This window comes from Altericroceibacterium endophyticum (assembly GCF_009827595.1).
Lineage (GTDB): Bacteria > Pseudomonadota > Alphaproteobacteria > Sphingomonadales > Sphingomonadaceae > Altericroceibacterium > Altericroceibacterium endophyticum.
Genome location: NZ_WTYT01000006.1, coordinates 227380 through 250624, shown reverse-complemented (window position 1 = coordinate 250624; position 23245 = coordinate 227380). Strand labels below are relative to the sequence as shown.

The window sequence follows — 23245 nt, the reverse complement described above, 5'->3', positions numbered from 1 at the left end:
TATCTACGCCTGTGGGCGCGCTTCCAGAATAATGAAAGCCTGCGCCCATGGGTGATCATCCGTTAGCGTGACATGAATCACGGCCTCATGACCTTCAGGAACCATACGGTCCAGCGCCTCTTTCGCTCCGCCCGAAAGCGCCAGCGTTGGCGCACCGGAAGGCGCATTGACCACGCCAATGTCTTTCATGAAGACACCGCGCCTGAACCCGGTTCCCACCGCCTTGGAAAAAGCTTCCTTCGCAGCGAAGCGCTTCGCGTAGGTTCCCGCACGGCTATAGGGCCGCCTGGCCGCCTTGGCGCGCTCTGTTTCGGTAAAACAGCGATTCTCGAAACGCTGGCCATGCCGGTCGAGTGCCGCTTGAATACGCTCGATATTACATAGGTCGGAGCCAAGGCCGATGATCATCAGCGGGCCTCATCCATCAATTCGCGCATTTTGGTTACGGCAGGTTCCAGCCCCGTAAACACGGCCTCACCGATCAAATAATGCCCGATATTGAGTTCTGCGAGCTGCGGAATCGCGGCAATCGGCTGAACATTCTCATAGGTAAGCCCGTGGCCGGCATGCGGTTCGATGCCATTTTTGGCGGCGAGGGCAGACATGTTGGCGATGCGTTTAAGCTCGCTCTCCACGTCCGCGCCGGTCGCATGGGCATATTCGCCCGTGTGAAATTCGACCACTGGCGCGCCGAGCCGCAACGCCGCGTCGAGCTGCCGCTCATCAGGTGTGATGAACAGGCTTACCCGAATGCCAGCATCCAAGAGGCGCCCCACGACAGGCTGCAACTGATTATGCAGGCCGGCGGCATCCAGCCCGCCCTCGGTCGTGCGTTCTTCCCGCTTTTCCGGGACGATGCAGGCGGCATGCGGCCGATGCTGCAATGCGATGGCCAGCATTTCATCGGTCGCGGCCATTTCGAGATTCAGCGGCAGATCGGTCGCATCCTGAATACGCCTCAGATCTTCATCGCGAATATGACGGCGATCTTCCCGCAGATGGGCGGTGATGCCATCGCCGCCCACACGGGCGACGATTTCCGCCGCACGCACGGGATCGGGATGGTCCCCGCCGCGCGCATTACGAATGGTGGCGACATGGTCGATATTGACCCCGAGCCGAAGGCGCCTTGGCGTGCCAGCCTGGTTCAATTCTTGCGGCTCCCGGGTTTTTCAACCGGCTTTTCTGCCAGTTCAGGGGGAAGCTCATCCTCGGCATAGGTCGGGAAATTGAGCGATACCAAGGCGTAATAAGGCACATCAAAGGCCACTTCACCGCCAGAACGGTCCACCAGCGAACATGCTGCGATGATCGATCCACCCGCCTTTTCCACTTCGGTCATCGCCTCACGCGAGGACAGGCCCGTTGTGACCACGTCTTCGACCAGCAGAACCTTCTGTCCCTCGCTCAGACCGAAGCCGCGGCGGAACTCGAATGTTCCGGTGGGCCGTTCGACAAACATCGCATCCTTGCCCAAGGCGCGGCCCATTTCATGGCCGATGATGATCCCGCCCATGGCCGGTGAAACAACAACATCGATTGCCTGACGCACTTCACGTGGTATCTTGTGTACCAGCGCGATAGCCAGACGGCTGGCCCGTTCCGGGTCCATAAGAACACGCGCGCATTGGAGATAATGGGCACTGTGGCGCCCGGAGGAGAGTTTGAAATGGCCCTCAAGCAGCGCTTTGCTGGCGCGAAATTCGGAGAGAACCTCTTCTTCGGTCATAGCAGTGATACAGCCTTTTTTATGGGCGCTGAAGCACCCGTTACGGGGGATTTGGGTAACAGCTTTCGAAAAATCTCCCTAGAAGCGCTTGAGGCGCGGAGCAAGCGCGCGTATAGGCCCGGCAAAACCGGCCCGCTATATTTGGGGCAACGGGCGGACCTGCGCCCATCTTGAAAACGGAAAGCGTCTGACACATGAATTTCTGCCAAGTCGCTAGTAAGCAGCTGAAAATCGTAAGGGCGGTGATTCTCGCCTTCGCTCTGGTCGTGATTCCCCAGGCAGTATCTGCACAGGATACCGCCGCGGCGAATGTACAAACACAAAACGTGGCTGACGCATCGGTTCCTGCCGAAGTTGCTGCGGATGGCCAGAATGCCGAAGCAGCTGTTGGTGCTGATGCGTATAAGCCGCTCGGCCCCGATATGATCGTTGGTCAGCCCACGCCGGGTGGCATGACTTTCCAGGAACAATATTCGCCGAATGGGGAATATGCCCTCTGGATGCATGATGCGATCCTACTGCCGATCATCGTGGCGATCTCGCTGTTGGTGCTGGGCCTGCTGATGTGGGTTGTCGTGCGCTACAATCGCCGTTCGAACAAAGTTGCATCGAAGACCAGCCACAATACGGTTATCGAAGTCATCTGGACATTGGTTCCGGTGCTGATCCTCGTCGTTATCGCGGTCCCTTCGATCACGCTGCTCTCGCGCCAGTATGAAAGCCCGCCCGAAGATGCCTTCACCGTGAAGGTGACCGGTTATCAGTGGTATTGGGGCTATTCCTATCCCGACAATGGCGATTTCGAAGTCATTTCCAATATGCTGGATGACGATGAAGCCGTTGCACGTGGTCTTCCTGAGAAGCTGGCCGTTGATAACCGCATGGTCGTTCCGGTCGGTGAGCCGATCCGGATTCAGACCACGGGCGCCGATGTGATTCACTCCTTCGCGCTGCCCTCCTTGTGGTTCAAGCTGGACGCCGTTCCGGGCCGTTTGAATGAAAAGATGCTTCTGATTCAAAAGCCGGGTATTTACTACGGTCAGTGTTCGGAGCTTTGCGGCGTGCGTCATGGCTATATGCCGATTGCAATCGAAGCGCTTCCGCGTCCGCAATTCGAAGCCTGGGTGCTTTCACAGGGCGGCGAAATCGGGGGCGAGGACGTTTCGGACGAGCCCGAAGCCGCTGATCTGCAGGAGCCGGAAAGCTCCGTCGAAGGCGCTCCGGGCGCCGGCGCTCCGCCGGTTGACGCCGAAGAAGTCTGAGTCGAAACGAAGTTACTGAACAGGGTTGATCGTCATGGCTACCACCGCCGACAGTTTTCAGGCTCATACCGAAGAGCATCATCACGACGCGGACCATAAGCCGAGCTTTTTCGCTCGCTGGTTCATGTCCACCAACCACAAGGATATCGGCACACTCTATCTGATCTTCGCGATCTTTGCCGGTGTGATCGGGGGCGGCATTTCGGGCATCATGCGTGCCGAATTGCGCGAACCGGGTATCCAGTATCTCGGCTGGTGGGTTGCCCTGCTGGGCGGTGAGGCTGGTTTCGATCAGACGCTGCATATGTGGAATGTGCTGATCAGCGCCCATGGCCTGATCATGGTGTTCTTCATGGTCATGCCGGCCATGATCGGCGGTTTCGCCAACTGGTTCGTGCCGATCATGATCGGTGCGCCGGACATGGCCTTCCCGCGCATGAACAACATTTCCTTCTGGCTGACCGTCGCCGGTTTCTGCTCGCTGATGATCTCGACCTTCATGCCGGGTGGCACGGGTCTGGGTGCGGGCACGGGCTGGACTGTCTATGCCCCGCTGTCGACTTCGGGTTCGCCCGGTCCGGCAGTCGATTTCGCCATTTTCTCGCTCCACCTTGCCGGTGCGGGCTCGATTATGGGCGCGATCAACTTCATCACCACCATTTTCAACATGCGCGCTCCGGGCATGACGCTGCACAAGATGCCGCTGTTCGTGTGGTCGGTGCTGGTTACGGCCTTCCTGCTGCTGCTGGCTCTGCCGGTTCTTGCGGCCGCGATCACCATGTTGATCACCGATCGTAACTTCGGCACGACCTTCTTCGATCCGGCCGGTGGCGGTGACCCGCTGCTGTATCAGCATCTGTTCTGGTTCTTCGGTCACCCCGAAGTGTACATCATGATTTTGCCGGGCTTCGGCATGATCAGCCAGATCATCGCAACCTTCAGCCGCAAACCGGTCTTCGGCTATCTCGGTATGGCATATGCCATGGTCGCGATTGGCGTGGTTGGCTTCATCGTGTGGGCGCACCACATGTATACGGTCGGCCTGGACGTGAACACGAAGATGTATTTCACGGCTGCGACGATGGTGATCGCGGTGCCCACGGGCATCAAGATCTTCAGCTGGATCGCAACCATGTGGAAGGGGTCGCTGACCTTCGCTTCGCCGATGGTGTGGGCGCTGGGCTTCATCTTCCTCTTCACCGTGGGCGGCGTGACGGGCGTTGTGCTTGCGAATGGCGGCATCGACGACAATCTGCATGATACCTATTATGTGGTTGCGCATTTCCACTACGTTCTGTCGCTGGGTGCTGTGACATCACTCTTCGCTGGGTTCTATTACTGGTTCCCGAAGATGAGCGGCCGGATGCATTCGGAGCTGCTGGCGCATATCCACTTCTGGATCTTCTTCGTTGGCGTGAACATGATCTTCTTCCCAATGCACTTCCTCGGGATGGATGGCATGCCGCGTCGTATTCCGGACTACACACCGGCTTTCGCCTATTGGAACAACTTCGCCACGATTGGTTACGAAGTGATGGCTGTGTCCGTCGGCGTGTTCTTCGTGAACCTGATCTACGCCTTTGTTGCTGGTAAGAAGGCTGGCCCGAACCCCTGGGGTGAAGGTGCGACTACGCTGGAATGGACGCTCAGCAGTCCTCCGCCCTTCCACCAGTTTGAAACCCTGCCGGTGATCGATGACAATCACGATCACAGCCATGGCGGCAAGCCGGCAACGGCTTGATCATACCGTCCCGCAAGGATGCCGTAACAGGCATAAGGGCATGAAACAGGGCAGGGGCGCATCGGGAACGATGCGCCCCTGCTTTCAGGAAACGGACCCCAAACAGCAATGACCACCTCGAAAACTCAATTGATGCAGGCCGAATGGAGCGATTTCTACGCGCTCACGAAGCCGCGCGTCATGAGCCTGGTGGTCTTTACCGGTCTCTGCGGCCTGCTCGCGGCGCCCGGGCATATCCATCCCATTCTCGGCTTTACGGCAGTATTGTGCATCGCGCTGGGCGCAGGCGGTGCGGCCGCTCTCAACCAGTGGTGGGAAGCCGATATCGATGCCGGCATGAAACGCACCGCGAAGCGTCCCTTGCCGCAAGGACGCATGTCGCGGGACAACGCCCGTGATTTCGGCGTCATGCTGTCGGTCGGTTCGGTCATCATCATGGGACTGGCGGTTCATTGGCTGGCCGCCTCGATCCTCGCCATTTCCATTGTCTATTATGCGGTCGTTTACACGATCTGGCTGAAGCCGCGCACGCCGCAGAATATCGTTATCGGCGGCGGTGCCGGGGCATTTCCGCCGCTCATCGGCTGGATTGCCGTCACCGGCTCGATCACACCGATGCCGATCTTGCTGTTTGCGATTATCTTTTTCTGGACACCGCCGCATTTCTGGGCGCTGGCGCTGTTTGTACAAACGGATTACGCCAAGGTCGGGATTCCCATGCTGCCCGTGGTCGCGGGTGAAGTGGTCACGCGGCGGCAGATTCTGGCCTATAGCGTTATCCTGCTGCCTCTGTCGCTCGCCCCCTGGTGGATTGGTGGCACTGGAGCGATTTACGGCATTTCCGCACTGATACTGTCCGGCCTGTTTTTGGCCCTGTCGGTGCCGGTCGCCGTGCGGCGCAAGCAGCCGGAAGACACGATGAAGCCGGAAAAGCGCCTGTTCGGCTTTTCGATCCTTTATCTCTTCGCTCTGTTCGGGGCGCTGGTTGTGGATCGACTCTGGCTTGGTCAAGGATTATCAATATGAACATGACACCTGATGAAGAAGCTGAATTCAAACGCCGCAGGCGTGGCCGCAACGTGGCTCTCGGGCTGGTGCTCGCGGCTTTTGTCGTGCTGTTCTACTTTATCACATTTGCCCGGATGGGGGGCTGATTATGGCTATCGCCCGTGACCGCAACGCACGCACCATGCTTATTTTGCTGGGCTTCGTCGCTGCCATGCTGGCGCTCGGCTTCGCGTCGGTTCCGCTTTATCGCATGTTCTGCCAGGTGACCGGCTTTGCCGGAACCACACAGCGCGTCGATGTGGAACAGGCCAATTCGGTCAAAGCCACGGCAAATACCATTTCGGTGCGTTTTGACGGCAATACTGAACGCGGCATGCCGTGGGAATTTCGTCCCGAACGGCCCACCGATACGGTGACCATCGGCGCGAGGGACATGGCAATTTTCATTGCCCGCAACAATTCGGATAAGCCGATCACCGGAACCGCGACCTATAATGTCGAACCGGAACAGACCGGTCCTTATTTCACCAAGATCCAGTGCTTCTGCTTCACCTCGCAAACGCTTCAGCCGGGCGAGGAAGTGCGCATGCCGGTCTTGTATTATGTCGACCCGGCGATTCTCGATGATGAGAATGCGAAGGATGTTGAACAAATTACCTTGAGCTACACTTTCCATCAGGCGAAGGTGCAGCCCGAAACTTAGTCGTATATTCCTCGCACCGGATTAGTCTGGCGCGGGGGATGGGGGTATCAATGGGGGGAAGGGGGCACTTGCCTCTGGACCCGGGGGCAAGCCCACTTTAGAAGGGCGTGCTGAAGCAAGTTTGAGGACTCAAAGCATCATGGCTGGCGCCAAGAACCACGATTATCACATTCTGCCGCCCGATATCTGGCCATTCGTTGCCTCGATGTCGGCGCTGACTTTCACCAGCGGCATGGTCCTGTTCATGCACGAAATGGCCAATGCCTGGCTCGTTCTTGGTCTGGGCGTTGCCGGTCTGATTGCCACCTTCTTCGGCTGGTTCGGCAAGATCGTTGCCGAAGCGCAGCGCGGCGACCACACACCCGTGGTACAGTTGCACCTGCGTTATGGCATGATCCTGTTCATCGCGTCGGAAGTCATGTTCTTTGTAGGCTGGTTCTGGAGCTGGTTCGATTTCGCGCTGTTCCCCACTGACATGACCGATGTGATCGGCGGCATTTGGCCCCCGGAAAGCATCGAGGCCGTGATGGATCCCTTCGATCTGCCGCTGCTCAATACGTTGATTCTGCTGTGTTCGGGCACCACGGTAACCTGGGCGCATCACGCGTTGATTCATGGCGACCGCGAAGGTTTGAAGAAGGGGCTGTGGGCCACGATTGTGCTCGGCGTGATCTTCTCCTTTATTCAGGCTTTTGAATATATGCACGCGCCGTTCGGCTTTGGTGGCAACACCTATAGCTCGGCATTCTATATGGCGACCGGCTTCCACGGCTTCCACGTGCTGATGGGCACGATCTTCCTGATCGTTTGCCTGGTGCGCACCTATAAGGGCCATTTCACACCGCGCCAGCATTTCGGTTTCGAAGCTGCTGCATGGTATTGGCATTTCGTCGACGTTGTGTGGCTTTTCCTCTTCGTCACGGTCTATGTCTGGGGCGGCTGGGGCGCGGAGCTCCACTGATCTGCATGCCTGACAGTTCCCGATTGGAAACAGGGCAGCCCGCCATTGGCGCGGCTGCCCTTTTCGCATGGATTGCCCGCTTATGATTTCCCGTCTTCCCATCATTCCGACCGTGCTGGTTTCCGCCGCTATTGCGCTGATGATCGGTCTGGGCATCTGGCAATTGCAGCGGGCCGAGTGGAAGAATGCGCTGCTGGCCCATTATGCCGAGGCAGAAAATGCCGGCCCGGTGCCATTCCCGACCGATCCAGAAGAGGTCGAACAGGTTCTCTATCGCCCCAGCACCGTGAACTGCGCCCGCGTGGTGCAACTTGACGCGATGGCCGGCCGCAATGCGAGTGGCAAAAGTGGCTGGGCTGAGGTCGCCCGCTGCGAACTTACCGCGGGCGGGCAGGCTGACATTGTTCTGGGCTGGATTGACAGGCCGGAAATCGCCGAATGGTCCGGCGGTGACGTCAGCGGCATTATCGGGCCCGGCCGCGATGGCGAGGCGCGGTTGGTGGCGGCGCCGCCCCAGGCCGGTCTGACGGCCAATGCACGGCCAGATCCCGCTGATCTGCCCAACAATCATCTGTCTTATGCCGTGCAATGGTTCTTCTTCGCACTGACCGCGCTCGTCATTTATATTCTTGCGCTGCGCCGCCGGGACTAGTCGCGTATTTGCATCACATCCAAACTTCGCGCGAGCAAAGTGCTGCCATAGTTGCGCGAAAGCAGGTCAGAGGGTAACGGCGCTTCATCATGGACTATATCTCCACTCGTGGCAGCGCTCCTGCGCTCAATTTCGAAGGTGTGACCCTTGCCGGGCTCGCATCGGATGGCGGCCTCTATATTCCGCGCGAATTCCCGCGTTTCACGGCGGAAGAAATCGCTGCGATGGCTGGCCTTCCTTATGCCGAGCTGGCCGTCCGGGTGATGAAACCCTTCGTCGGTGATAGCCTTACGGAACAGACGCTGCGCGATTTGTGCCAGCGCGCCTATGGCCGCTTCTCGCATGAGGCGGTGACCCCGCTGAAGCAGTTTGATGAGCACAATTGGTTGCTCGAATTGTTCCACGGGCCGACGCTGGCATTCAAGGATGTGGCGCTGCAATTGCTGGGCCGGTTGTTCGAAGAATTTCTCAGCCGCAGCGAAGATCGCCTGACGATTGTCGGCGCGACCAGCGGTGACACCGGGTCTGCCGCGATCGATGCCGTTGCCGGGCGTGACCGGGTCGACATCTTCATGTTGCATCCCAAGGGGCGGGTGAGTGATGTTCAGCGGCGGCAGATGACCACCGTGCTTGCCCCCAATGTCCACAATATCGCCATTGATGGCAGCTTTGACGATGCGCAGGCGATGGTGAAGCGCATGTTCGGCGATACGAATATGACCGGGCGCTTCCACATCAGCGCGGTGAATTCGATCAATTGGGCGCGCTTGATGGCGCAGGTCGTGTATTATTTCGCGGCCGCTTTGCAGCTCGGTGCCCCCGCGCGCAAAGTTGCCTTCAGCGTGCCGACCGGCAATTTTGGTGATGTCTTTGCCGGCTATGTCGCAGCGAAGATGGGCCTGCCGATCGAACAGCTGATCGTGGCCACCAATGTGAATGACATTCTGCACCGCGCGCTGTCTGATGGTGACTATTCTGCCGGAACCGTCACCCCTACTGCCGCGCCGAGCATGGATATTCAGGTCAGTTCCAATTTCGAACGGCTGCTGTTCGATTGCGGCGGACGTGATGGCGCAGCCATGGCTGAACAGATGCGCGGCTTTGAAAGCAGCCGTGCGATGCGGCTCACCAATGCTCAGCGCGAAGGTGCAGCAGGATTGTTTACCAGCATCCGCGCCGACCAGTCGGATATGGCGCAGGCCATGCAATGGGCGAGCGAGAAATGCGGCGAGATCATTGATCCGCATACCGCGATCGGTCTCCATGCCGCGCGGGCCTCTGAATTGCCCCGCTCCATTCCCGTCGTGACCCTGGCCACGGCGCATCCCGCCAAGTTCCCCGATGCGGTGGAGCGCGCGACAGGCGTGCGACCGTCCTTGCCGAACCGGGTGGGCGACCTTTTCGAGCGCGAAGAGCGCTATAGTGAATTGCCGGGCGATTATGATTCCGTGGCGGAATATGTCGCGGAGCATGCGACGCCGAGCGTGTAAGGCCGGATTGTGGCACATCTGATCCAACAACCCTGCCTGCTGCAAGGCGAAGCATGGGGCGATTACGGACTGATCGATAGCGGCAATGGTCGCAAGATCGAACGCTATGGCTCTCGCCGTTTCATCCGGCCTGAGCCGCAGGCGATGTGGTGCCCGCGCGAAAGAAACTGGGACGCCGATGGCGAATTCATTCCCGGTTCTGACGATGATGGTGGTGGCCGCTGGCATTATAATAACCGGGTCCCCAGTGGCTGGAATCTGGAGTGGAATGATGTGCGCTTCGTCGCCCAATGCACGCCCTTTCGCCATCTGGGCTTCTTCCCCGACATGTCGCCCGTCTGGAACTGGATGCGCGGCCAGTTGGCGGACAAGCCCGATGCCTCCACGCTGAACCTGTTCGGCTATACGGGCGTCGGCTCGCTGGCCCTTTCGGAATGCGGGCCGGTGACGCATGTCGATGCGTCCAAGAAATCCGTCGCGCAGGCGCGTGAAAATGCCGAATTGTCGGGGATGGAGGATCGCCCGATCCGCTGGCTGATCGATGATGCCGGCAAATTCACGGCGCGTGAGGTGCGGCGCGGCAATCGCTATGATGGGATCATTCTCGACCCGCCAAAATTTGGCCGCGGCCCGAAGGGTGAAACATGGCGTCTTGAGGCCGGCCTGCCGGATCTGGTGAAGGATTGCCGGACGCTGCTGGATGAGGATAGCCGGTTCCTGTTTCTCACCGTTTATGCGGTGCGTATGTCCTCACTCGCATTGGGCGGGTTGCTGGACGAAATTTTCGCCGGACTGCCCGGCACGATAGAACATGGCGACCTGGCCATGCGTGAGGAAGGCGAGGACGGTCGTTTGCTGCCCACAGCCATTTTTGCGCGCTGGTCACGCAATGGATCGCCCGCAGGAGAGTGATGATGGCCGACAGTCTTGTGCTGGAAATTGCCGATTTCGAACATGATGTGCTGACCGGCATCTATTCCGAAGAAACCGGCAAGCCGCAGCCGTTGCGCTTTACCATTTCGGTCGAGCTGAAAGTGATCGACCGCTACGATCCCGAAACGCCGCTGGATGCCAGCAAGAATTACATGGATCTGAAATTTGCCGCATCGGATGCCTTTCCCGAAGGTCTGCATTTCAAGCTGATCGAATCGGTGGCGGATCATGTGTGCGACACGCTGTTTCTGCAGGATGATCGCGTGCTGTCGGTAACGGTTAAGATCGTGAAGCTGGCGCTCAGTGAAGCCAATGAAAAGATTGGCATGACGCTGCGGCGGGAACGCCGGGCCAGCTGATGCAGGAGGTGCTGCGTGTCTCCGTGCCCGCCGGGGGTGAGCTGCAGGCCGCCAGCGCGTTTTACGATACCGAACTGCCGCGTGTGCGCGCCCATCTGACCAGACTTCGTGAACAAAGCGCGGCGGCTGCCTTGCTGGTGTGTTTTATCGACCCGGCGCAGGAGCGCGTTTCCGCGCAGCATGGCTGGCGTCTGGCAGCGATACAGCAGCTCGCACGGGACTATGCGCCGCTGCGGGTCAATGGCCTGCAGGAAAATGGCGGTGCGGGTGCAAATGACGCGGCCGTGGATGAGACGGCAGAGTGGCTTCAGGGCGCCTCGGGCATTACCGGCCAGCTCTTCACGCTTGGGTAAAGTATGGCGGGTGGAAACGCCGGCGCATTTGCTGCATTGTAGTGTCATGACATGTGGCACCGGTCCCTTAGTGGACGCATTCAATCGCCGGATTACGTATCTTCGCCTGTCGGTTACCGACAGGTGCGATTTGCGCTGCACCTATTGCATGCCCGAACGGATGCAGTTCCTGCCGCGCAAGGAAGTGCTGACGCTGGAGGAATTGCACAAGCTGTCACTGGGCATGATGGCGCGCGGCATTTCCAAGATCAGGCTGACCGGGGGGGAACCCTTGGTGCGCCGGGACATGATGGATCTGGTCCGCGCTCTGGGCCGCCGGATCGGTGACGGTCTGGAAGAACTGACCCTGACCACCAATGGTACGCAGCTGGCTGATTATGCGGATGATCTGGCCGCTGCCGGGGTGCGGCGGGTGAATGTCTCGCTCGATACGCTCGATCCGCAATTATTCGCTGACCTGACCCGCCGGAATCGTCTGAACGAAGTGCTCCAAGGCATTACCGCAGCGCGGGAGGCCGGGCTGAAGGTCAAGATCAACACAGTGGCGTTGAAAGGTCTGAATCAAGACCATCTGCCGGAAATGATCGCCTGGGCACATAGTGAAGGGCATGATCTGACCCTGATCGAGGTTATGCCGCTGGGTGAAGTGGAGGGCGACAGGGTTGATCATTATCTGCCGCTAACGGCGGTACGCGACGTGCTGGATCAGCGTTTCACCCTGCAGCCATCAACGGATAGCAGCGGCGGTCCGGCGCGCTATTTCGATATTGAGGAAACCGGCGGACGGCTTGGTCTGATTTCTCCGCTGACGAACAATTTCTGCGCTGGATGCAACCGCATCCGGGTGACCGCCACGGGCCAGCTTTATGCGTGTCTGGGCGGAGCGGAAAAGGTCGATCTGCGCGAGGCTCTGCGTTCGGATGATCCCGATCTGCGCTTGGGGCAGGCGCTGGATGAAGCCATGCGAATCAAACCGGAAAAGCACCATTTCCAGATTGATAAACGCGGCGCTGTCCCGGCACAGCCGCGCCATATGTCTCTGACTGGCGGCTGATCCATGAGTGTGACCGTGGTTTTTCTGGGGCGCCTCGCCGATCTGGCAGGAGCTGAGCAGATGATGGAGGCACCGCTCGACTGGGCTGGCCTCTTGGCGGGACTGCCGGAGGATGCGCGCGTCGCGATTGGTGATGCACGGGTGAAGCTGGCGCATAATGGCAATCTGCTGAGCGACCGTGAAGCCTTGCAGGCCCAGAATGGTGATGAGGTGGCGTTGCTTCCGCCAGTCAGCGGTGGTTGAAGCGGTTACGGACATTCGGCTGCTCGAAACGGGATTTTCACCCGGTCGCGGATTGGGCAAGTTTGCGCAGCAAGTGCCAGAGGCGGGCGGCATCGCCAGCTTCGTGGGAAAGGTGCGCGCGGATGATGGCGTGAAAGCGCTGGAGCTTTCCCATTATGAACCGCTGACGCTGCCAGGCATGCAGCAGCTCGCGCAGCAGACGATCGGGCGCTGGCAGCTGGACGGTCTGTTAATGTGGCACCGGGTCGGCATTATGCGGCCCAACGCGCCGATTGTGCTGGTTTCGGCTGCGGCGCGCCATCGCCGGGACGCTTTCGAGGCGGCAGACTTCGTGATGGATCATTTGAAAAGCGATGCCTGGTTCTGGAAACGCGAACGCCGCGATGACGGGTGGCACTGGATAGACCCGCGCGCTGCAGATCATGATGATCTTGCCCGCTGGGGCTGAAAATAGGCCAGACATGCACAAAGGTGCAGCTTATTTTCGCAGAAATTTCTTATTTTGATTGTGGTCAAAGTCCTCCGCACTGATTGGGCCGAAGAATAGCCTTGTCATCACGGAGGTGAAAATGGTTCGGAAACACACACAGTTGGAGCTTTCACACAAAGCTCTGGTGCATGCTGATCTTCCCCGTCCGGCGGTTTCTGTCCGAGCGGCAGATCTCCCACTGGGCCTTTCCACCTCTGCGATTGGTCTCGCTCAAGCTTCTCCGGCGATGCTGGGAATCGGTTTGAGCGACGCCAGTTCTCTTCTCCATGGCGCCAGCGATCCAGCCGAAGCCGAGCTTCAACTCAAGATTCTGGCCGCCATGACACTGTTCTGGGGATTTGCTGTCGCCTTGATAGCTGCCCTAGTTTGACTGCCTTCATGGCATTCTCCCAACAACTTGGCGGAACCGGGCAACCGGTTTCGCCAATTTTTTTGGCAGTGGCGTAATTCTCTGAAGAATCAGTGTGGCTTCAGCTCGGGCTTCAATTCAGCCTAGCTAAAAGCGAATCGATAATTTTGTCTTCTGCCGCGACCATGGCGATAACCTCTTCGCGAACGGAATCGATTCGGTTTAGTTGTTCTGCATTCACTGCAGCATCGACATAAATACGGTCGAGATCGGCCAGGAAGACCATCGTGCTGCTGCGATGGCTTGCCATATTTGCCAGCGCCACTTGTGCATCGGTCCATCCATCACTGCCTGTCCTGGCGGAAGAATTTGCGGCCACGATTCGCTGCACCTGAGGGGCAAGGCTTAGAAAACGCTCATGCGCAGCCGCAGCCTCGCCGCGTAATTGCGCGATTCGGTCGACAATTTCGGCGGGTGGGGGCGGCGGAATGTAAGGTTCTGCTGCTGGTGGCTGCATTGTGCCGCTGACGCGTTCCGCATCGCGAATCGCCAGATCGGGATAAGTGCCGGAACTGGCGCAAGCGGCCAACATGGTGTAGAGCAAGCCTACGGAAATAATGCGAAGCGTCATGAATCTCGCTCTAGCCCGCCCATGCAAACTCTTCCAGAGTATATGGATATTGGCAGAGCATCGTTGACACATCGCAGGGCTTGCCTTAACGGCAACCATCTTTCCGGCGCCTTTTGGGGCGCGCGGCGCGTCGCCCGTTGTCCGACCTGACATGTTGTTGGGGCAGGATTGCAAGGCGGGGCGACATATGCAGATGATTGGATGGATATTACCATGTTCGCAGTAGTGCGCACGGGCGGCAAACAATACCGGGTTGCCGCAGGAGACAAGATTGCGGTTGAGAAGCTTTCTGGCGAAGCCGGCGAGACGATCACTTTGGGCGATGTTCTGTTGGCCGGCGAAGGCGGCGAACTGAAGGACGCTGGCAAGGTGAAGGTTTCGGCTGAAATCATCGCTCAGGCGAAGTCGGAAAAGGTTACGGTCTTCAAGAAGCGCCGTCGCCATAATTACCGCCGCAAGAACGGCCACCGTCAGCAGCTGACGCTGCTGCGCATCATGGCTGTTGGTGATTCGAAGGCTGCGCCTAAGAAGGCCGCCGCCAAGAAAGAAACCGCTGAAACAGCGGAAGCATAATTCAGCCGGGTACGGAGGAAGATTAGATGGCACATAAAAAAGCAGGCGGTTCGTCCCGCAACGGTCGTGACTCTGCCGGCCGTCGTCTCGGCGTAAAGAAGTTCGGCGGTCAGGAAGTGATCGGCGGCAACATTATCGTGCGTCAGCGCGGCACCCGTGTTTATCCTGGCGTGAATGTCGGGATGGGCAAGGACCACACGCTGTTTGCGCTCGCCGAAGGTCACGTGCGTTTCCACGATGGCAAACTCGGCCGCAAATACGTGTCGGTAGACGCGATGGCCGAAGCGGCCGAATAAGCGGACAGTTACCTATTGCGGGCTGTCCTTCGGGATGGCCCCGCCGGAGCTGAAAATCCGGCAGAAAGAGGGAGACGGGGCCTTACCCGTCTCCCCTTTTTCGTCTCCCCACACATGTCGCCCGTCGGGCGATCTGGCGTAGCATCTCCTCGTCTTGTGCGGCCTTTTCAGGTGGCATTGAGGGCAAGGGGAATATGGAGACGAAACGATGTTTATCCGTACCCAAAACCTGTTTTTGAGGCCCGCTTTCGCGGAAGACTGGCCCGCCTTGTTTGCTGGCATTGCTCAGGAAAAGGTCGTGCGGATGCTGGCTCGTGCGCCATGGCCCTATCACGCGCAGCATGCGCGCGCTTTCATCGCACAGCCGGCGGAGCCACTCTATCCCAGTTTGCTGGTCACTTTGCCCGCTGTTGATGGTGCGCCCATCATTGGCGGTGCAGGCATATCCAATGAAACTGACGGAGCGAATCTGGGCTATTGGATTGATCCGAATTGGTGGGGCCGCGGATATGCCAGCGAGGCAGGCGCAGCGATGTTGGAAATAGCAGCCAGTCTGGGTCACCGGCGTGTTGTCGCGCGGCATTATCCCGACAATCCGGCTTCAGGCCGGGTGCTGGAGAAGATCGGCTTTCATGCAACAGGCCGGTCTGGCCGGGCATTTTGCAAGGCGCGGCAGGAAATTCTGCCGACGAAAAATTATTTTATCGATCTCCATGCGCCGCATCCTGAAGCTGGCGATGGAGCGAGATACGCAGCCTAGGCTGCGCATGATAGTTAAGCCCCGATTAAGAACATCCTGCTTATTTTTCAGTAGTTAGCTGGCTATCCCGTCAGCCCTTGTTGCAAAACATTGCAGAGAGTAATTGCCCAAATCGGTCGGCGGTGGTCGACTGATTTGGGTTTTAAGGAGTCCTAAGTGTCGCGTGCGCCCAGAAAACGTCTGTCACCTGAAGAAAGCCGGAAAATGGCTCTGGAGGCAGCGCGTATATTGCTTGTTGAAAATGGGCCTCAGGGCGTCACGCTAAAGGCGGTGGCTGCGCGCATTGACCGCACGCATGCCAATGTTCTCCACCATTTCGGCACGGCGGCAGACCTGCATCGCGAATTGGCCAAATATATGGCCAGCCATGTGTGCCAGAGCATTTCCGATGCCATCCATGCACGCCGCGTTGGTGAAGCCACACCGCGCGATGTCGGAGATCTGGTGTTTGACGCCTTCGATCAGGGAGGAGCGGCGGCCTTGTCGTCATGGGCGGCCCTGTCTCGCAATACCGACACGCTTGAACCTATTCTCGCATCCATTCGCAGCGTGGTTGAGGAGTTTTCTCCTGACTGTGATGCGCGCGAGCTGGCCCGTATTTCGCATCTGCTGGTGCTTTGGGCGCTAGGTGATGCATTGATGGGGGAACAGCTCAGCAATGCGCTCGACCTCCCGCGCTCGACCGCGCGCGATGTGGCTGAAAGCACTTTGAAGAGGTGGTTTGAAGAGGATGTCTTCCGAATCGGCGCGTGATATCCGCTAGTCGGGCTGGCTGCTATCCGCATCGAGTGAAAGCCAGGCCGGCAGGATCGCCGGGTTAATATCCGCCACACGCAGATGATCCAGCGCATAGCCGAGCTCAGGATAGGCGGCCTTGCGCCGTTTTTCTTCCGAGCGATCAAATGGGACCACGACCAGCCGCCGGTTGACCTTTTGCCGCCAGTTCATGCGCGCGGTGTTTTCCTGCCCGATATAGCAGCCTTTTTCAAAACTAACCCCGTTGAGCTCGACCGCATTGGTTTCCAGCCACAAGATATCCGCCATTTCTGCGCGTCCTTCGGGCACGCCCAGCGACAGGCGGTGGCGAAGATAGGCATCATCCGCGCCTCTGTCCTCTGACGTAATGGGCGCGATCCAGCGTTGGCCGAGATCGCCCAGTCTTGGGTCTGCCGCGCCGCCATCACCCAGCTCGGCCTGCCAGAACACACCGATCGTGTCGTCGCGGGCAATCGTGATCTTCCGGCGCAGGCGGTAAAGCGACAGTCGCTTGATCAGGTCATCAGCCGCCGCGTCCTCACAATCGATCAACAGATCATCGCCCGACGGCCACACCAGAAAATCGAACATCGTTTTGCCCTGAGGCGTGAGCAATGCGGCATAGGCGGGCAGTTGCCCGCGCAAATCGTTGGTGACGAGACCTTGCAGGAAGCCGGTCAGATCTTCGCCGTCTGCATCGGCAGAAAGACGAATCACGGCGCGATTGAAAAGACGTTGCTGAGACATGCACCGAAAGTGGTCCCTGATGAGCGCAAATCAATAGTCTTTCCGGTCGGGGGCTGCGTATGCGCCAAGATAACAGGCAGCTTGCCAGTGCGGGCCGGGATAGGGCAGGGCGTTCAGACGTTGATGAGCCGCACACACGTATAGAAAGGCCTGCCATGACCCAATCGCCCGAAACCGTCCTCAGCGGAGGAACCGTTCACACCCCATCCGGGCCGGTTATCGCCGATGTAGCTATGCGAGATGGCAAGATTATCGGCGTGGGTACCTATCCCGATGCAGCGCGGCGGGTGGATTGCACCGGTCTGGATATTTTGCCCGGCGTGATCGACAGTCAGGTGCATTTCCGCGAGCCGGGCCTTGAACACAAGGAAGACCTCGAAAGCGGCAGCCGGGCAGCGGTACTGGGCGGCATTACGGCGGTTTTCGAGATGCCGAATACCAACCCCAATACCGACAGTGTGATGCGGATTCACGACAAGCTGGAGCGCGCGCATCACCGGATGTGGTGCGACCATGCCTTCTATGTCGGCGCGACAGCGGATAATGCCGAGCAATTGGGCGAGCTGGAGCGGATTCCAGGCACTGCCGGGGTCAAGATCTTCATGGGCGCATCGACCGGCAGCCTGTTGGTGGCCGAAGATAAGGAGCTGGCCCGCGTGCTCGCCCATGGACACCGCCGCGTGGCGATCCATGCGGAGGATGAGGACCGGATGAATGCCCGCAAGGGGGAACGCGTCGAAGGCGATCCTGCCAGCCATCCGGTATGGCGCGATGACGAGAGCGCTATGCTGGCCACGCAGCGTATTCTGAAGCTGGCGCGGGAGGCCCGCCGCCCGATCCATATCCTGCATGTGACAACGCCGGCCGAATTGGAGGTGATCTCGCGTCACCGGGATGTGGCGAGCTGTGAAGTCACGCCGCAGCATCTGACCCTGCGCGCGGAGGATGCCTATCCGCGTCTGGGCAGCCATGCGCAGATGAATCCGCCAATCCGTTCAGGGGCGCATGTTGACGGTCTGTGGGAATGGCTGCGTGCCGGTGTGCCCGATGTGATCGGGTCCGACCATGCGCCGCACACGCTGGAGGAAAAGGCCAAACCCTATCCGCAAAGCCCCAGCGGCATGCCGGGTGTGCAGACGTTACTGCCGTTGATGCTGGATCACGTTGCCAAGGGGCATATGTCGATCGAGCGGCTGATTGATATGACCAGCGCGGGTGTTCAGCGTATTTTTGGTCTGGTTGGCAAAGGGCGGATCGCCGCTGGCTATGATGCCGATTTCACCGTGGTTGACCGCAAGGGCAATTTCACGATTACCGAGGATTGGCTGGCGAGCCGGGCGGGCTGGTCCCCCTTTACCGGCATGGAGCTGGAAGGCCGCGTGGTCGGTACGATCGTTCGCGGGCAACAGGTGATGTGGGAAGCCGAACTTGCCGAGCAGGCTCTTGGCGAACCCCTACGTTTTGCGGGTTGCCTGTAAGGCAGAGCGGGATTTGGCCGATTTCCATTGATGCCAGATAAACAGGCCGACGCCCGACCAGATCAGCAGGAAAGCGAGGAGCTGCGCAATGTGCAGCTCCTCATGAAACACAAACAGGCCCATCCCGAAAACGATGGTCGGGCTGAGGAATTGTAAAAAGCCCATAAAGACCATCGGCAAACGCCGGGCTGCGGCGGCAAAACACAGCAGCGGTATGGCGGTCATCGGTCCGCCCAATGCTATTGAAAGGCCTTGGCCCCAGCTATGTGTCAGGCTTGAGCCGTCGGGCCCGGCAGCATAGATCAGTGCAATCACCGCCGCGATTGGCATCAGGATGATGGATTCCAGTGTCAGTCCCACCAGCGCGCGTGCGGCCACTGTCTTGCGCAATAATCCATAGAGGGCGAAACTGCTCGCAAGGCCAAGGCTGACCCACAAGGTCGCCAGTTCCTCTAGTGCCAGTACGGTCACCGCTATGGCAGCCAATCCCACCGCTATCCATTGCGGCGCGCTCATCTTCTCACGCAGGACAATCAGGCCCAGCAGCATCATCAGCAGGGGAAGGATATAATAGCCGATGCTGGCGGCATAGACATGGTCATGCTGGATCGCCCAGACATAAATCAGCCAGTTTGCCCCGACCAGAAGAGCGCTGCCGAGTAAGGACAGCATGGCCTTGCGGTCCCGCAATACGCCGCGCATTTCGCCGATCAGCTTGCGCTGAAAAATGAAGGCGAGGCAGATTGGCAGTGTGATGATCACCCGCCAGGCCACGAATTCGACCGCGGGCACCTGTTTAACCAGCAGGAGATAGACCGGCATCGATCCCCAGATGGCATGTGCGCCCAGTGCCAGGAACAACCCCTGACGGTCGATAGAATGTGATTCGCCGGCCATGATGAGGTCGGCCTAGAACTGCACCAACAGCCTAACAAGCTGCATCTCGTCGCACCACGTCAAACGGCTGGTCGCAAATTTCTCAAAATGCGGATTTGTTGCGGTGTGTTCAGGAAACCTAATCTATTCCTGAACCGTATTGGCAGGGTAAGAAGGAGATAAAGAGATGGGTAAGATGATCAGAAGCGCGATGTTGGCAGTAGCGGCAGGCGGTATGGCCATCACGGGGCTGGCCCCTGCGGCGGCGGCTGATTTTTCAGGTGCAGCGCCGGTTGCTGCGGGTAATTTTGCGAATGCGATACCGGTGATGTCCCCGGCGGATCAGGTGCTCGAATATGGCCGAGATCGTGGCCGTCATGAAGGGTGGCATCGCGGTCGCGGGCATCGGGACCGTTACGATCGCCGTGATGACCGCCGCGTATCCTATCGCGGTGAACGGGTGCGGCGTGACACCCGTGTGTGGCGCGGGCGCGACGGCCGTTACCGGTGTGAGAAGGAAAATGGGACCACTGGTCTTCTGATCGGCGGCGCAGTTGGCGGCTTGGCCGGCAATCAGATTGCAGGCCGCGGTGACAAGACGCTGGGCACGTTGCTGGGCGGTGTGGTTGGTGCTCTGGCCGGCCGGGAAATCGACCGTTCGGATGCTGCCTGCCGCTAAGCGCCTATAATATCGATTATTACGCTTACGGAATGTCCGGCCGGCTGTTGGCCATCGCCGGACATTTGCGTGGTTGATCCGGGTCGCACAAGTCGGAGATGCCACGCCAGGGCGCCCGGTGCACATATGATGCGCGCCGGGCGCCTTGCGCTATGAACATCTGCGCAGACGGCGAACTGTTGCTGCGTCAGTTAAAGCCTACGCCTACGCTGGCGCGGGGCTGTTCCATTTCCGTGCTGGCGACCGGATAGGCACAATAATCAGCGGCATAGAAGGCAGCGGGACGATGATTGCCCGACAGGCCGATCCCGCCAAAGGGCGCCGCGGAGGATGCCCCGTTTGTGGGGCGGTTCCAATTGACGATACCGGCGCGGATATTGGCCCAGAAACGGCTGTAATCCTTTGGCGATCCGCCCACCAGAGAGGCTGACAGGCCAAAGCGCGTATTGTTTGCCTCGGCAATCGCTTCATCAAAATCATCCACCCGAATCACTTGCAGCAGCGGGCCGAAAATCTCGGCATCGGGGCGGCTGGTCATGGCGGTGGTGTCGATAATGCCGGGCGTCACAAACGGCAGATCGCCATGCGGGCGCCGCATATGGGTGATCGGCTTGCCGCCGTCAGACATCAGGCCAAGATAGGCTTCGGTAAGCTGATCGGCGGCGTGTTCATCAATCACTGTGCCCATGAAGGGCTGCGGATCGTCAAATGGTGCGCCGATGATGATCCGTTCGGTCAGTCTGGTGAGCGTTTCAATCGTGGCATCATACATGCTGGATTTCACGATCAGGCGCCGTGCCGCCGTGCAGCGCTGCCCCGCTGTGGTGAAGGCCGACTGCACGATCAAGGCGGCGGCATCATTCAGCTTTGGCGTATCCCACAGGACCAGCGGATTGTTGCCGCCCATTTCCAATGCGACGATCTTGCCCGGATTTTCGGCCAGCGCCTTGTTGATCGCAATGCCCGCATTGGCCGATCCGGTGAACAAGACACCATCAATATCGTCATGCGCCACCAGCGCCTTGCCTTCGTCCGGCCCGCCGATCAGCAACTGCAGAACATCTTTCGGCACGCCGGCAGTGTGGAAACATTTGACGAGAAATTCGGCCACTGCGGGCGTTTTTTCGCTGGGCTTCAGGATCACCGTGTTCCCGGCGATCAGCGCGGGGACGATGTGTCCGTTGGGCAGATGGGCCGGGAAATTATACGGGCCCAGTACCGCCATGACGCCGTGCGGTTTGTGGCGCAGGGCGGCGGTGCCTTGCAGCGCGCTGTCCAGTTTGCGCTGTCCGGTGCGTTCGGCATAGGCCGTCACCGAAATATCGACCTTGCCAATGACCGCGCTCACTTCGGTGCGCGTTTCCCACAGGGGCTTGCCCGTTTCGCGCGCGATCAATTCGGCGAAGGGTTCTTCCTGCTTGCGCACTTCATTGGCGAAGCGGCGCATCAGTTCGATCCGCGTGGTGGCCGATGTTGCGGCCCATTGCGGCCATGCCTGCCTTGCGTTTGATACGGCCAGTTCCACATCGCCGCATTCTGCACGCCACAATTCTTTGCCAGTGGCCGGTTCGAAGGAAATGATCGCGTTTTCGCTCACGTCGTTGCTCGCACTTTCAAAAATTCGGATGGCCATTGGCGGGAATGGTCAGAAGGGGGGTGTTTAACCACATCTTGGTGATCTTACGAGTCTTGGCTGGAGGGGGGACCATGCCCTTGCGCTATGGGCGGAAGACCGTGCGCATCGCCCATCCGGCGGATTGCGTCAATCTTGGCTTCCAGCGGCTGCCAGTCATCCCTTTCGGCAATCGCGGACCAGATCGTTTCGACCTCGTCGATCAGCATGGTTTCCGGGGCGTTTTCCGTCCAATAGGGATGATCACTGTCCACCGGATCGAACGCCTTGAAGATGTCGGCCAGTTCACCTGTCGCGCCGCGCCCGGCGCGGTGACGCATGAAAAACGCATCGGGCGTATCCCCGCTTTCGCGCATGGCCCGTTCTGCGGCCATGATCAGTGCCGTGCCCGATTGGGTGTCCCCGCCGCTGACGCCCAGACGCCATGTGATGCGGCGGATCATGGCATCACGGTAAAGGTCACCGAAGCGGTCCATTGCCGCCAGCAGTGGCTCCGATGGCACCAGACGGCGCAGGACGATCGCCAATTGGGCCAGATTCCATTTGATCGCTTCAGGCTGCCGTCCAAATGCGTATAGCCCCTGATGATCGAAATAGGCGGCCGTAAAATTGGGGTTCCATGCGGGCAGGAAGCGCCATGGCCCGTAATCGAAGCTTTCCCCGGTAATGTTCATATTGTCGGTGTTGAGCACCCCGTGAACGAAACCGGCGACCATGTAGGATGCTGCCAGATCGGCGAGGCGCTGGGCCGCCTGATGCAGCAATTGCACGGCAGGCTCCTCGGCGCCGGGAGCATCTTCTGGTGGCGGCGGGCCGGGATAATATTGCAGGCAGTAATCGATCAGGGCGCGCAGATGATCGTCTTCCTCCATCACGGCCAGACGCTGAAAACTGCCGATGCGGATATGGGAATGCGACAGGCGCACCATTACGGCGGAGCGGGTGGGTGAGGGTTCGTCATGCCGCTCCAGTTCTTCGCCGGTTTCGATGACCGACAGGGTCTTGCTGGTGTTGACGCCCAGCGCTTCGAGCATTTCTGTCGCCATGATTTCACGCACGGCACCCTTCAGCGTCAGCCGCCCGTCGGCGGTGCGGCTATAGGGCGTGCGGCCTGATCCCTTGGTGCCGCAATCGAGCAACCGCTCCGCCCCATCGCGCAATTGGGCGAACAGAAATCCGCGGCCATCGCCAAGCTCGGGATTATAGACCTGAAATTGATGCCCGTGATAGCGCAGCGCAAGGGGGCGGGGCAGATTGTCCGGCAGCGGTTCGAACCGGCCGAAATGCGCAACCCATTGATCATCGGTCAGATCATCCAGGCCGACAGTCTTGTCCCATCGGCGGTTGCGGAACCGCAGATCATGGCTGGGGAACTGCGCGGCGGCGACCGGATCGGCCAGCCAGTCGGCAATTTCCTGAATGCGTGGGTCGGGTCTATAGCGCGCGGCTTGCGGATCGGGTCGCATCTGCCATTAGTGGGGGCGAATCC

At 59.2% G+C, this 23245-nt stretch carries 28 protein-coding genes and 1 pseudogene; 21 read left to right on the top strand and 8 right to left on the bottom strand.

What is annotated here, in order from left to right; translation table 11 throughout:
* Positions 1–3 precede the first annotated feature (3 nt).
* From acpS to pyrE, 3 genes are read right to left on the bottom strand one after another with little or no spacing between them, the layout of a single operon-like run.
* The gene (gene acpS / locus GRI91_RS14220; RefSeq protein WP_160737348.1) at positions 4–408 is read right to left on the bottom strand and encodes a holo-ACP synthase; all 405 of its coding nucleotides are present in this window, start codon (positions 406–408) and stop codon (positions 4–6) included.
* The gene (locus GRI91_RS14215; RefSeq protein ID WP_160737347.1) at positions 408–1151 is read right to left on the bottom strand and encodes a pyridoxine 5'-phosphate synthase; all 744 of its coding nucleotides are present in this window, start codon (positions 1149–1151) and stop codon (positions 408–410) included. The genes acpS and GRI91_RS14215 overlap by 1 nt, the downstream gene beginning before the upstream one ends.
* Positions 1148–1729 carry an orotate phosphoribosyltransferase gene (gene pyrE, locus GRI91_RS14210; RefSeq protein ID WP_160737346.1) on the bottom strand — a complete coding sequence of 194 codons (582 nt, stop codon included), beginning with the start codon at positions 1727–1729 and terminating at the stop codon, positions 1148–1150. The genes GRI91_RS14215 and pyrE overlap by 4 nt, the downstream gene beginning before the upstream one ends.
* Before the next feature lie 194 nt (positions 1730–1923).
* Here pyrE and coxB point away from each other — a divergent pair, with 194 nt between their 5' ends.
* The 15 genes from coxB (at position 1924) to GRI91_RS14140 (ending at position 13348) form a co-directional block, all read left to right on the top strand.
* Complete coding sequence (gene coxB, locus GRI91_RS14205; RefSeq protein ID WP_160737345.1) at positions 1924–2991, top strand: cytochrome c oxidase subunit II; 1068 nt, start codon at positions 1924–1926, stop codon at positions 2989–2991.
* A 34-nt stretch (positions 2992–3025) separates the two neighbouring features.
* Entirely contained in the window at positions 3026–4732 is a 1707-nt protein-coding gene (gene ctaD / locus GRI91_RS14200; RefSeq protein WP_160737344.1) for a cytochrome c oxidase subunit I, read from the top strand.
* 108 nt (positions 4733–4840) lie between these two features.
* On the top strand, positions 4841–5758 hold the full coding sequence (locus GRI91_RS14195) for a heme o synthase (RefSeq protein WP_160737343.1): 918 nt from the start codon (positions 4841–4843) through the stop codon (positions 5756–5758).
* The gene (locus GRI91_RS16300) at positions 5755–5886 is read left to right on the top strand and encodes a hypothetical protein (RefSeq protein ID WP_272917862.1); all 132 of its coding nucleotides are present in this window, start codon (positions 5755–5757) and stop codon (positions 5884–5886) included. Before GRI91_RS14195 ends, GRI91_RS16300 begins: the two co-directional genes overlap by 4 nt.
* Before the next feature lie 2 nt (positions 5887–5888).
* Positions 5889–6443, top strand: coding sequence for a cytochrome c oxidase assembly protein (locus GRI91_RS14190; protein WP_160737342.1), 555 nt, complete (start codon positions 5889–5891; stop codon positions 6441–6443).
* A gap of 139 nt (positions 6444–6582) precedes the next feature.
* Positions 6583–7404: a cytochrome c oxidase subunit 3 gene (locus GRI91_RS14185; protein ID WP_160737341.1), complete on the top strand. Its 822-nt coding sequence runs from the start codon at positions 6583–6585 to the stop codon at positions 7402–7404.
* Between the two features lie 82 nt (positions 7405–7486).
* Positions 7487–8056, top strand: coding sequence for an SURF1 family protein (locus GRI91_RS14180; RefSeq protein ID WP_202385599.1), 570 nt, complete (start codon positions 7487–7489; stop codon positions 8054–8056).
* An 89-nt stretch (positions 8057–8145) separates the two neighbouring features.
* A complete protein-coding gene (gene thrC, locus GRI91_RS14175) occupies positions 8146–9546 on the top strand; it encodes a threonine synthase (RefSeq protein WP_160737340.1) in 1401 nt (466 codons plus the stop codon).
* A 9-nt stretch (positions 9547–9555) separates the two neighbouring features.
* Positions 9556–10458 (top strand): class I SAM-dependent methyltransferase, encoded by a 903-nt coding sequence (locus tag GRI91_RS14170; protein WP_160737339.1) that lies wholly within the window; start codon positions 9556–9558, stop codon positions 10456–10458.
* Between the two features lie 2 nt (positions 10459–10460).
* Positions 10461–10838, top strand: coding sequence for a dihydroneopterin aldolase (locus GRI91_RS14165; protein WP_160737338.1), 378 nt, complete (start codon positions 10461–10463; stop codon positions 10836–10838).
* Complete coding sequence (locus GRI91_RS14160; RefSeq protein ID WP_160737337.1) at positions 10838–11191, top strand: Rossmann fold domain-containing protein; 354 nt, start codon at positions 10838–10840, stop codon at positions 11189–11191. The genes GRI91_RS14165 and GRI91_RS14160 overlap by 1 nt, the downstream gene beginning before the upstream one ends.
* Before the next feature lie 46 nt (positions 11192–11237).
* Positions 11238–12245: a GTP 3',8-cyclase MoaA gene (moaA, locus tag GRI91_RS14155; RefSeq protein ID WP_160737336.1), complete on the top strand. Its 1008-nt coding sequence runs from the start codon at positions 11238–11240 to the stop codon at positions 12243–12245.
* 3 nt (positions 12246–12248) lie between these two features.
* Positions 12249–12488 carry a MoaD/ThiS family protein gene (locus GRI91_RS14150; RefSeq protein ID WP_160737335.1) on the top strand — a complete coding sequence of 80 codons (240 nt, stop codon included), beginning with the start codon at positions 12249–12251 and terminating at the stop codon, positions 12486–12488.
* Entirely contained in the window at positions 12451–12936 is a 486-nt protein-coding gene (locus GRI91_RS14145) for a molybdenum cofactor biosynthesis protein MoaE (RefSeq protein WP_160737334.1), read from the top strand. Before GRI91_RS14150 ends, GRI91_RS14145 begins: the two co-directional genes overlap by 38 nt.
* Before the next feature lie 121 nt (positions 12937–13057).
* Positions 13058–13348, top strand: coding sequence for a hypothetical protein (locus GRI91_RS14140; protein WP_160737333.1), 291 nt, complete (start codon positions 13058–13060; stop codon positions 13346–13348).
* Positions 13349–13460: 112 nt separating this feature from the next.
* On the opposite strand, the gene GRI91_RS14135 is transcribed toward GRI91_RS14140, so the two are convergent.
* Positions 13461–13958, bottom strand: a complete 498-nt coding sequence (locus tag GRI91_RS14135) for a hypothetical protein (RefSeq protein WP_160737332.1) — start codon at positions 13956–13958, stop codon at positions 13461–13463.
* Between the two features lie 213 nt (positions 13959–14171).
* Between GRI91_RS14135 and rplU the strand changes: the two are divergent.
* The 4 genes and pseudogenes from rplU to GRI91_RS14115 form a co-directional block, all read left to right on the top strand.
* Positions 14172–14528: pseudogene (rplU, locus tag GRI91_RS14130) on the top strand (50S ribosomal protein L21); the annotation flags it as partial.
* 29 nt (positions 14529–14557) lie between these two features.
* The gene (gene rpmA, locus GRI91_RS14125) at positions 14558–14827 is read left to right on the top strand and encodes a 50S ribosomal protein L27 (RefSeq protein WP_160737330.1); all 270 of its coding nucleotides are present in this window, start codon (positions 14558–14560) and stop codon (positions 14825–14827) included.
* Positions 14828–15035: 208 nt separating this feature from the next.
* Positions 15036–15587 (top strand): GNAT family N-acetyltransferase, encoded by a 552-nt coding sequence (locus GRI91_RS14120; protein WP_160737329.1) that lies wholly within the window; start codon positions 15036–15038, stop codon positions 15585–15587.
* A gap of 156 nt (positions 15588–15743) precedes the next feature.
* On the top strand, positions 15744–16340 hold the full coding sequence (locus tag GRI91_RS14115) for a TetR/AcrR family transcriptional regulator (protein ID WP_337190380.1): 597 nt from the start codon (positions 15744–15746) through the stop codon (positions 16338–16340).
* A 6-nt stretch (positions 16341–16346) separates the two neighbouring features.
* Here the strand turns inward: GRI91_RS14115 and ygfZ are convergent, their stop codons facing one another.
* Positions 16347–17090: a CAF17-like 4Fe-4S cluster assembly/insertion protein YgfZ gene (gene ygfZ / locus GRI91_RS14110; protein ID WP_160737328.1), complete on the bottom strand. Its 744-nt coding sequence runs from the start codon at positions 17088–17090 to the stop codon at positions 16347–16349.
* Between the two features lie 155 nt (positions 17091–17245).
* On the opposite strand from ygfZ, the gene GRI91_RS14105 reads away from it, so the two are divergent.
* Positions 17246–18568 carry a dihydroorotase gene (locus GRI91_RS14105; RefSeq protein WP_160737327.1) on the top strand — a complete coding sequence of 441 codons (1323 nt, stop codon included), beginning with the start codon at positions 17246–17248 and terminating at the stop codon, positions 18566–18568.
* Here GRI91_RS14105 and rarD read toward each other — a convergent pair.
* Complete coding sequence (gene rarD, locus GRI91_RS14100; protein WP_160737326.1) at positions 18545–19465, bottom strand: EamA family transporter RarD; 921 nt, start codon at positions 19463–19465, stop codon at positions 18545–18547. The genes GRI91_RS14105 and rarD overlap by 24 nt on opposite strands.
* Before the next feature lie 166 nt (positions 19466–19631).
* Here rarD and GRI91_RS14095 point away from each other — a divergent pair, with 166 nt between their 5' ends.
* Positions 19632–20123, top strand: coding sequence for a glycine zipper 2TM domain-containing protein (locus tag GRI91_RS14095; RefSeq protein ID WP_237437909.1), 492 nt, complete (start codon positions 19632–19634; stop codon positions 20121–20123).
* 187 nt (positions 20124–20310) lie between these two features.
* On the opposite strand, the gene astD is transcribed toward GRI91_RS14095, so the two are convergent.
* Positions 20311–21756 (bottom strand): succinylglutamate-semialdehyde dehydrogenase, encoded by a 1446-nt coding sequence (gene astD, locus GRI91_RS14090; protein ID WP_160737325.1) that lies wholly within the window; start codon positions 21754–21756, stop codon positions 20311–20313.
* Positions 21757–21803: 47 nt separating this feature from the next.
* On the bottom strand, positions 21804–23222 hold the full coding sequence (locus tag GRI91_RS14085) for a protein adenylyltransferase SelO family protein (protein ID WP_160737324.1): 1419 nt from the start codon (positions 23220–23222) through the stop codon (positions 21804–21806).
* Positions 23223–23245: the final 23 nt, after the last annotated feature.

Excerpts from the sequence above, each read along its gene's own strand:
- ygfZ (WP_160737328.1), bottom strand. The coding sequence starts at position 17,090 with ATGTCTCAGCAACGTCTTTTCAATCGCGCCGTGATTCGTCTTTCTGCC.
- astD (WP_160737325.1), bottom strand. The coding sequence starts at position 21,756 with ATGGCCATCCGAATTTTTGAAAGTGCGAGCAACGACGTGAGCGAAAAC.
- GRI91_RS14135 (WP_160737332.1), bottom strand. The coding sequence starts at position 13,958 with ATGACGCTTCGCATTATTTCCGTAGGCTTGCTCTACACCATGTTGGCC.
- rpmA (WP_160737330.1), top strand. The coding sequence starts at position 14,558 with ATGGCACATAAAAAAGCAGGCGGTTCGTCCCGCAACGGTCGTGACTCT.
- GRI91_RS14160 (WP_160737337.1), top strand. The coding sequence starts at position 10,838 with ATGCAGGAGGTGCTGCGTGTCTCCGTGCCCGCCGGGGGTGAGCTGCAG.
- GRI91_RS14085 (WP_160737324.1), bottom strand. The coding sequence starts at position 23,222 with ATGCGACCCGATCCGCAAGCCGCGCGCTATAGACCCGACCCACGCATT.
- GRI91_RS14185 (WP_160737341.1), top strand. The coding sequence starts at position 6,583 with ATGGCTGGCGCCAAGAACCACGATTATCACATTCTGCCGCCCGATATC.
- GRI91_RS16300 (WP_272917862.1), top strand. The coding sequence starts at position 5,755 with ATGAACATGACACCTGATGAAGAAGCTGAATTCAAACGCCGCAGGCGT.
- GRI91_RS14165 (WP_160737338.1), top strand. The coding sequence starts at position 10,461 with ATGGCCGACAGTCTTGTGCTGGAAATTGCCGATTTCGAACATGATGTG.
- coxB (WP_160737345.1), top strand. The coding sequence starts at position 1,924 with ATGAATTTCTGCCAAGTCGCTAGTAAGCAGCTGAAAATCGTAAGGGCG.
- GRI91_RS14095 (WP_237437909.1), top strand. The coding sequence starts at position 19,632 with ATGGGTAAGATGATCAGAAGCGCGATGTTGGCAGTAGCGGCAGGCGGT.
- moaA (WP_160737336.1), top strand. The coding sequence starts at position 11,238 with ATGACATGTGGCACCGGTCCCTTAGTGGACGCATTCAATCGCCGGATT.
- GRI91_RS14190 (WP_160737342.1), top strand. The coding sequence starts at position 5,889 with ATGGCTATCGCCCGTGACCGCAACGCACGCACCATGCTTATTTTGCTG.
- ctaD (WP_160737344.1), top strand. The coding sequence starts at position 3,026 with ATGGCTACCACCGCCGACAGTTTTCAGGCTCATACCGAAGAGCATCAT.
- GRI91_RS14145 (WP_160737334.1), top strand. The coding sequence starts at position 12,451 with ATGAGGTGGCGTTGCTTCCGCCAGTCAGCGGTGGTTGAAGCGGTTACG.
- GRI91_RS14120 (WP_160737329.1), top strand. The coding sequence starts at position 15,036 with ATGTTTATCCGTACCCAAAACCTGTTTTTGAGGCCCGCTTTCGCGGAA.
- GRI91_RS14180 (WP_202385599.1), top strand. The coding sequence starts at position 7,487 with ATGATTTCCCGTCTTCCCATCATTCCGACCGTGCTGGTTTCCGCCGCT.
- GRI91_RS14150 (WP_160737335.1), top strand. The coding sequence starts at position 12,249 with ATGAGTGTGACCGTGGTTTTTCTGGGGCGCCTCGCCGATCTGGCAGGA.
- thrC (WP_160737340.1), top strand. The coding sequence starts at position 8,146 with ATGGACTATATCTCCACTCGTGGCAGCGCTCCTGCGCTCAATTTCGAA.
- GRI91_RS14105 (WP_160737327.1), top strand. The coding sequence starts at position 17,246 with ATGACCCAATCGCCCGAAACCGTCCTCAGCGGAGGAACCGTTCACACC.
- acpS (WP_160737348.1), bottom strand. The coding sequence starts at position 408 with ATGATCATCGGCCTTGGCTCCGACCTATGTAATATCGAGCGTATTCAA.
- GRI91_RS14140 (WP_160737333.1), top strand. The coding sequence starts at position 13,058 with ATGGTTCGGAAACACACACAGTTGGAGCTTTCACACAAAGCTCTGGTG.
- GRI91_RS14195 (WP_160737343.1), top strand. The coding sequence starts at position 4,841 with ATGACCACCTCGAAAACTCAATTGATGCAGGCCGAATGGAGCGATTTC.
- pyrE (WP_160737346.1), bottom strand. The coding sequence starts at position 1,729 with ATGACCGAAGAAGAGGTTCTCTCCGAATTTCGCGCCAGCAAAGCGCTG.
- rarD (WP_160737326.1), bottom strand. The coding sequence starts at position 19,465 with ATGGCCGGCGAATCACATTCTATCGACCGTCAGGGGTTGTTCCTGGCA.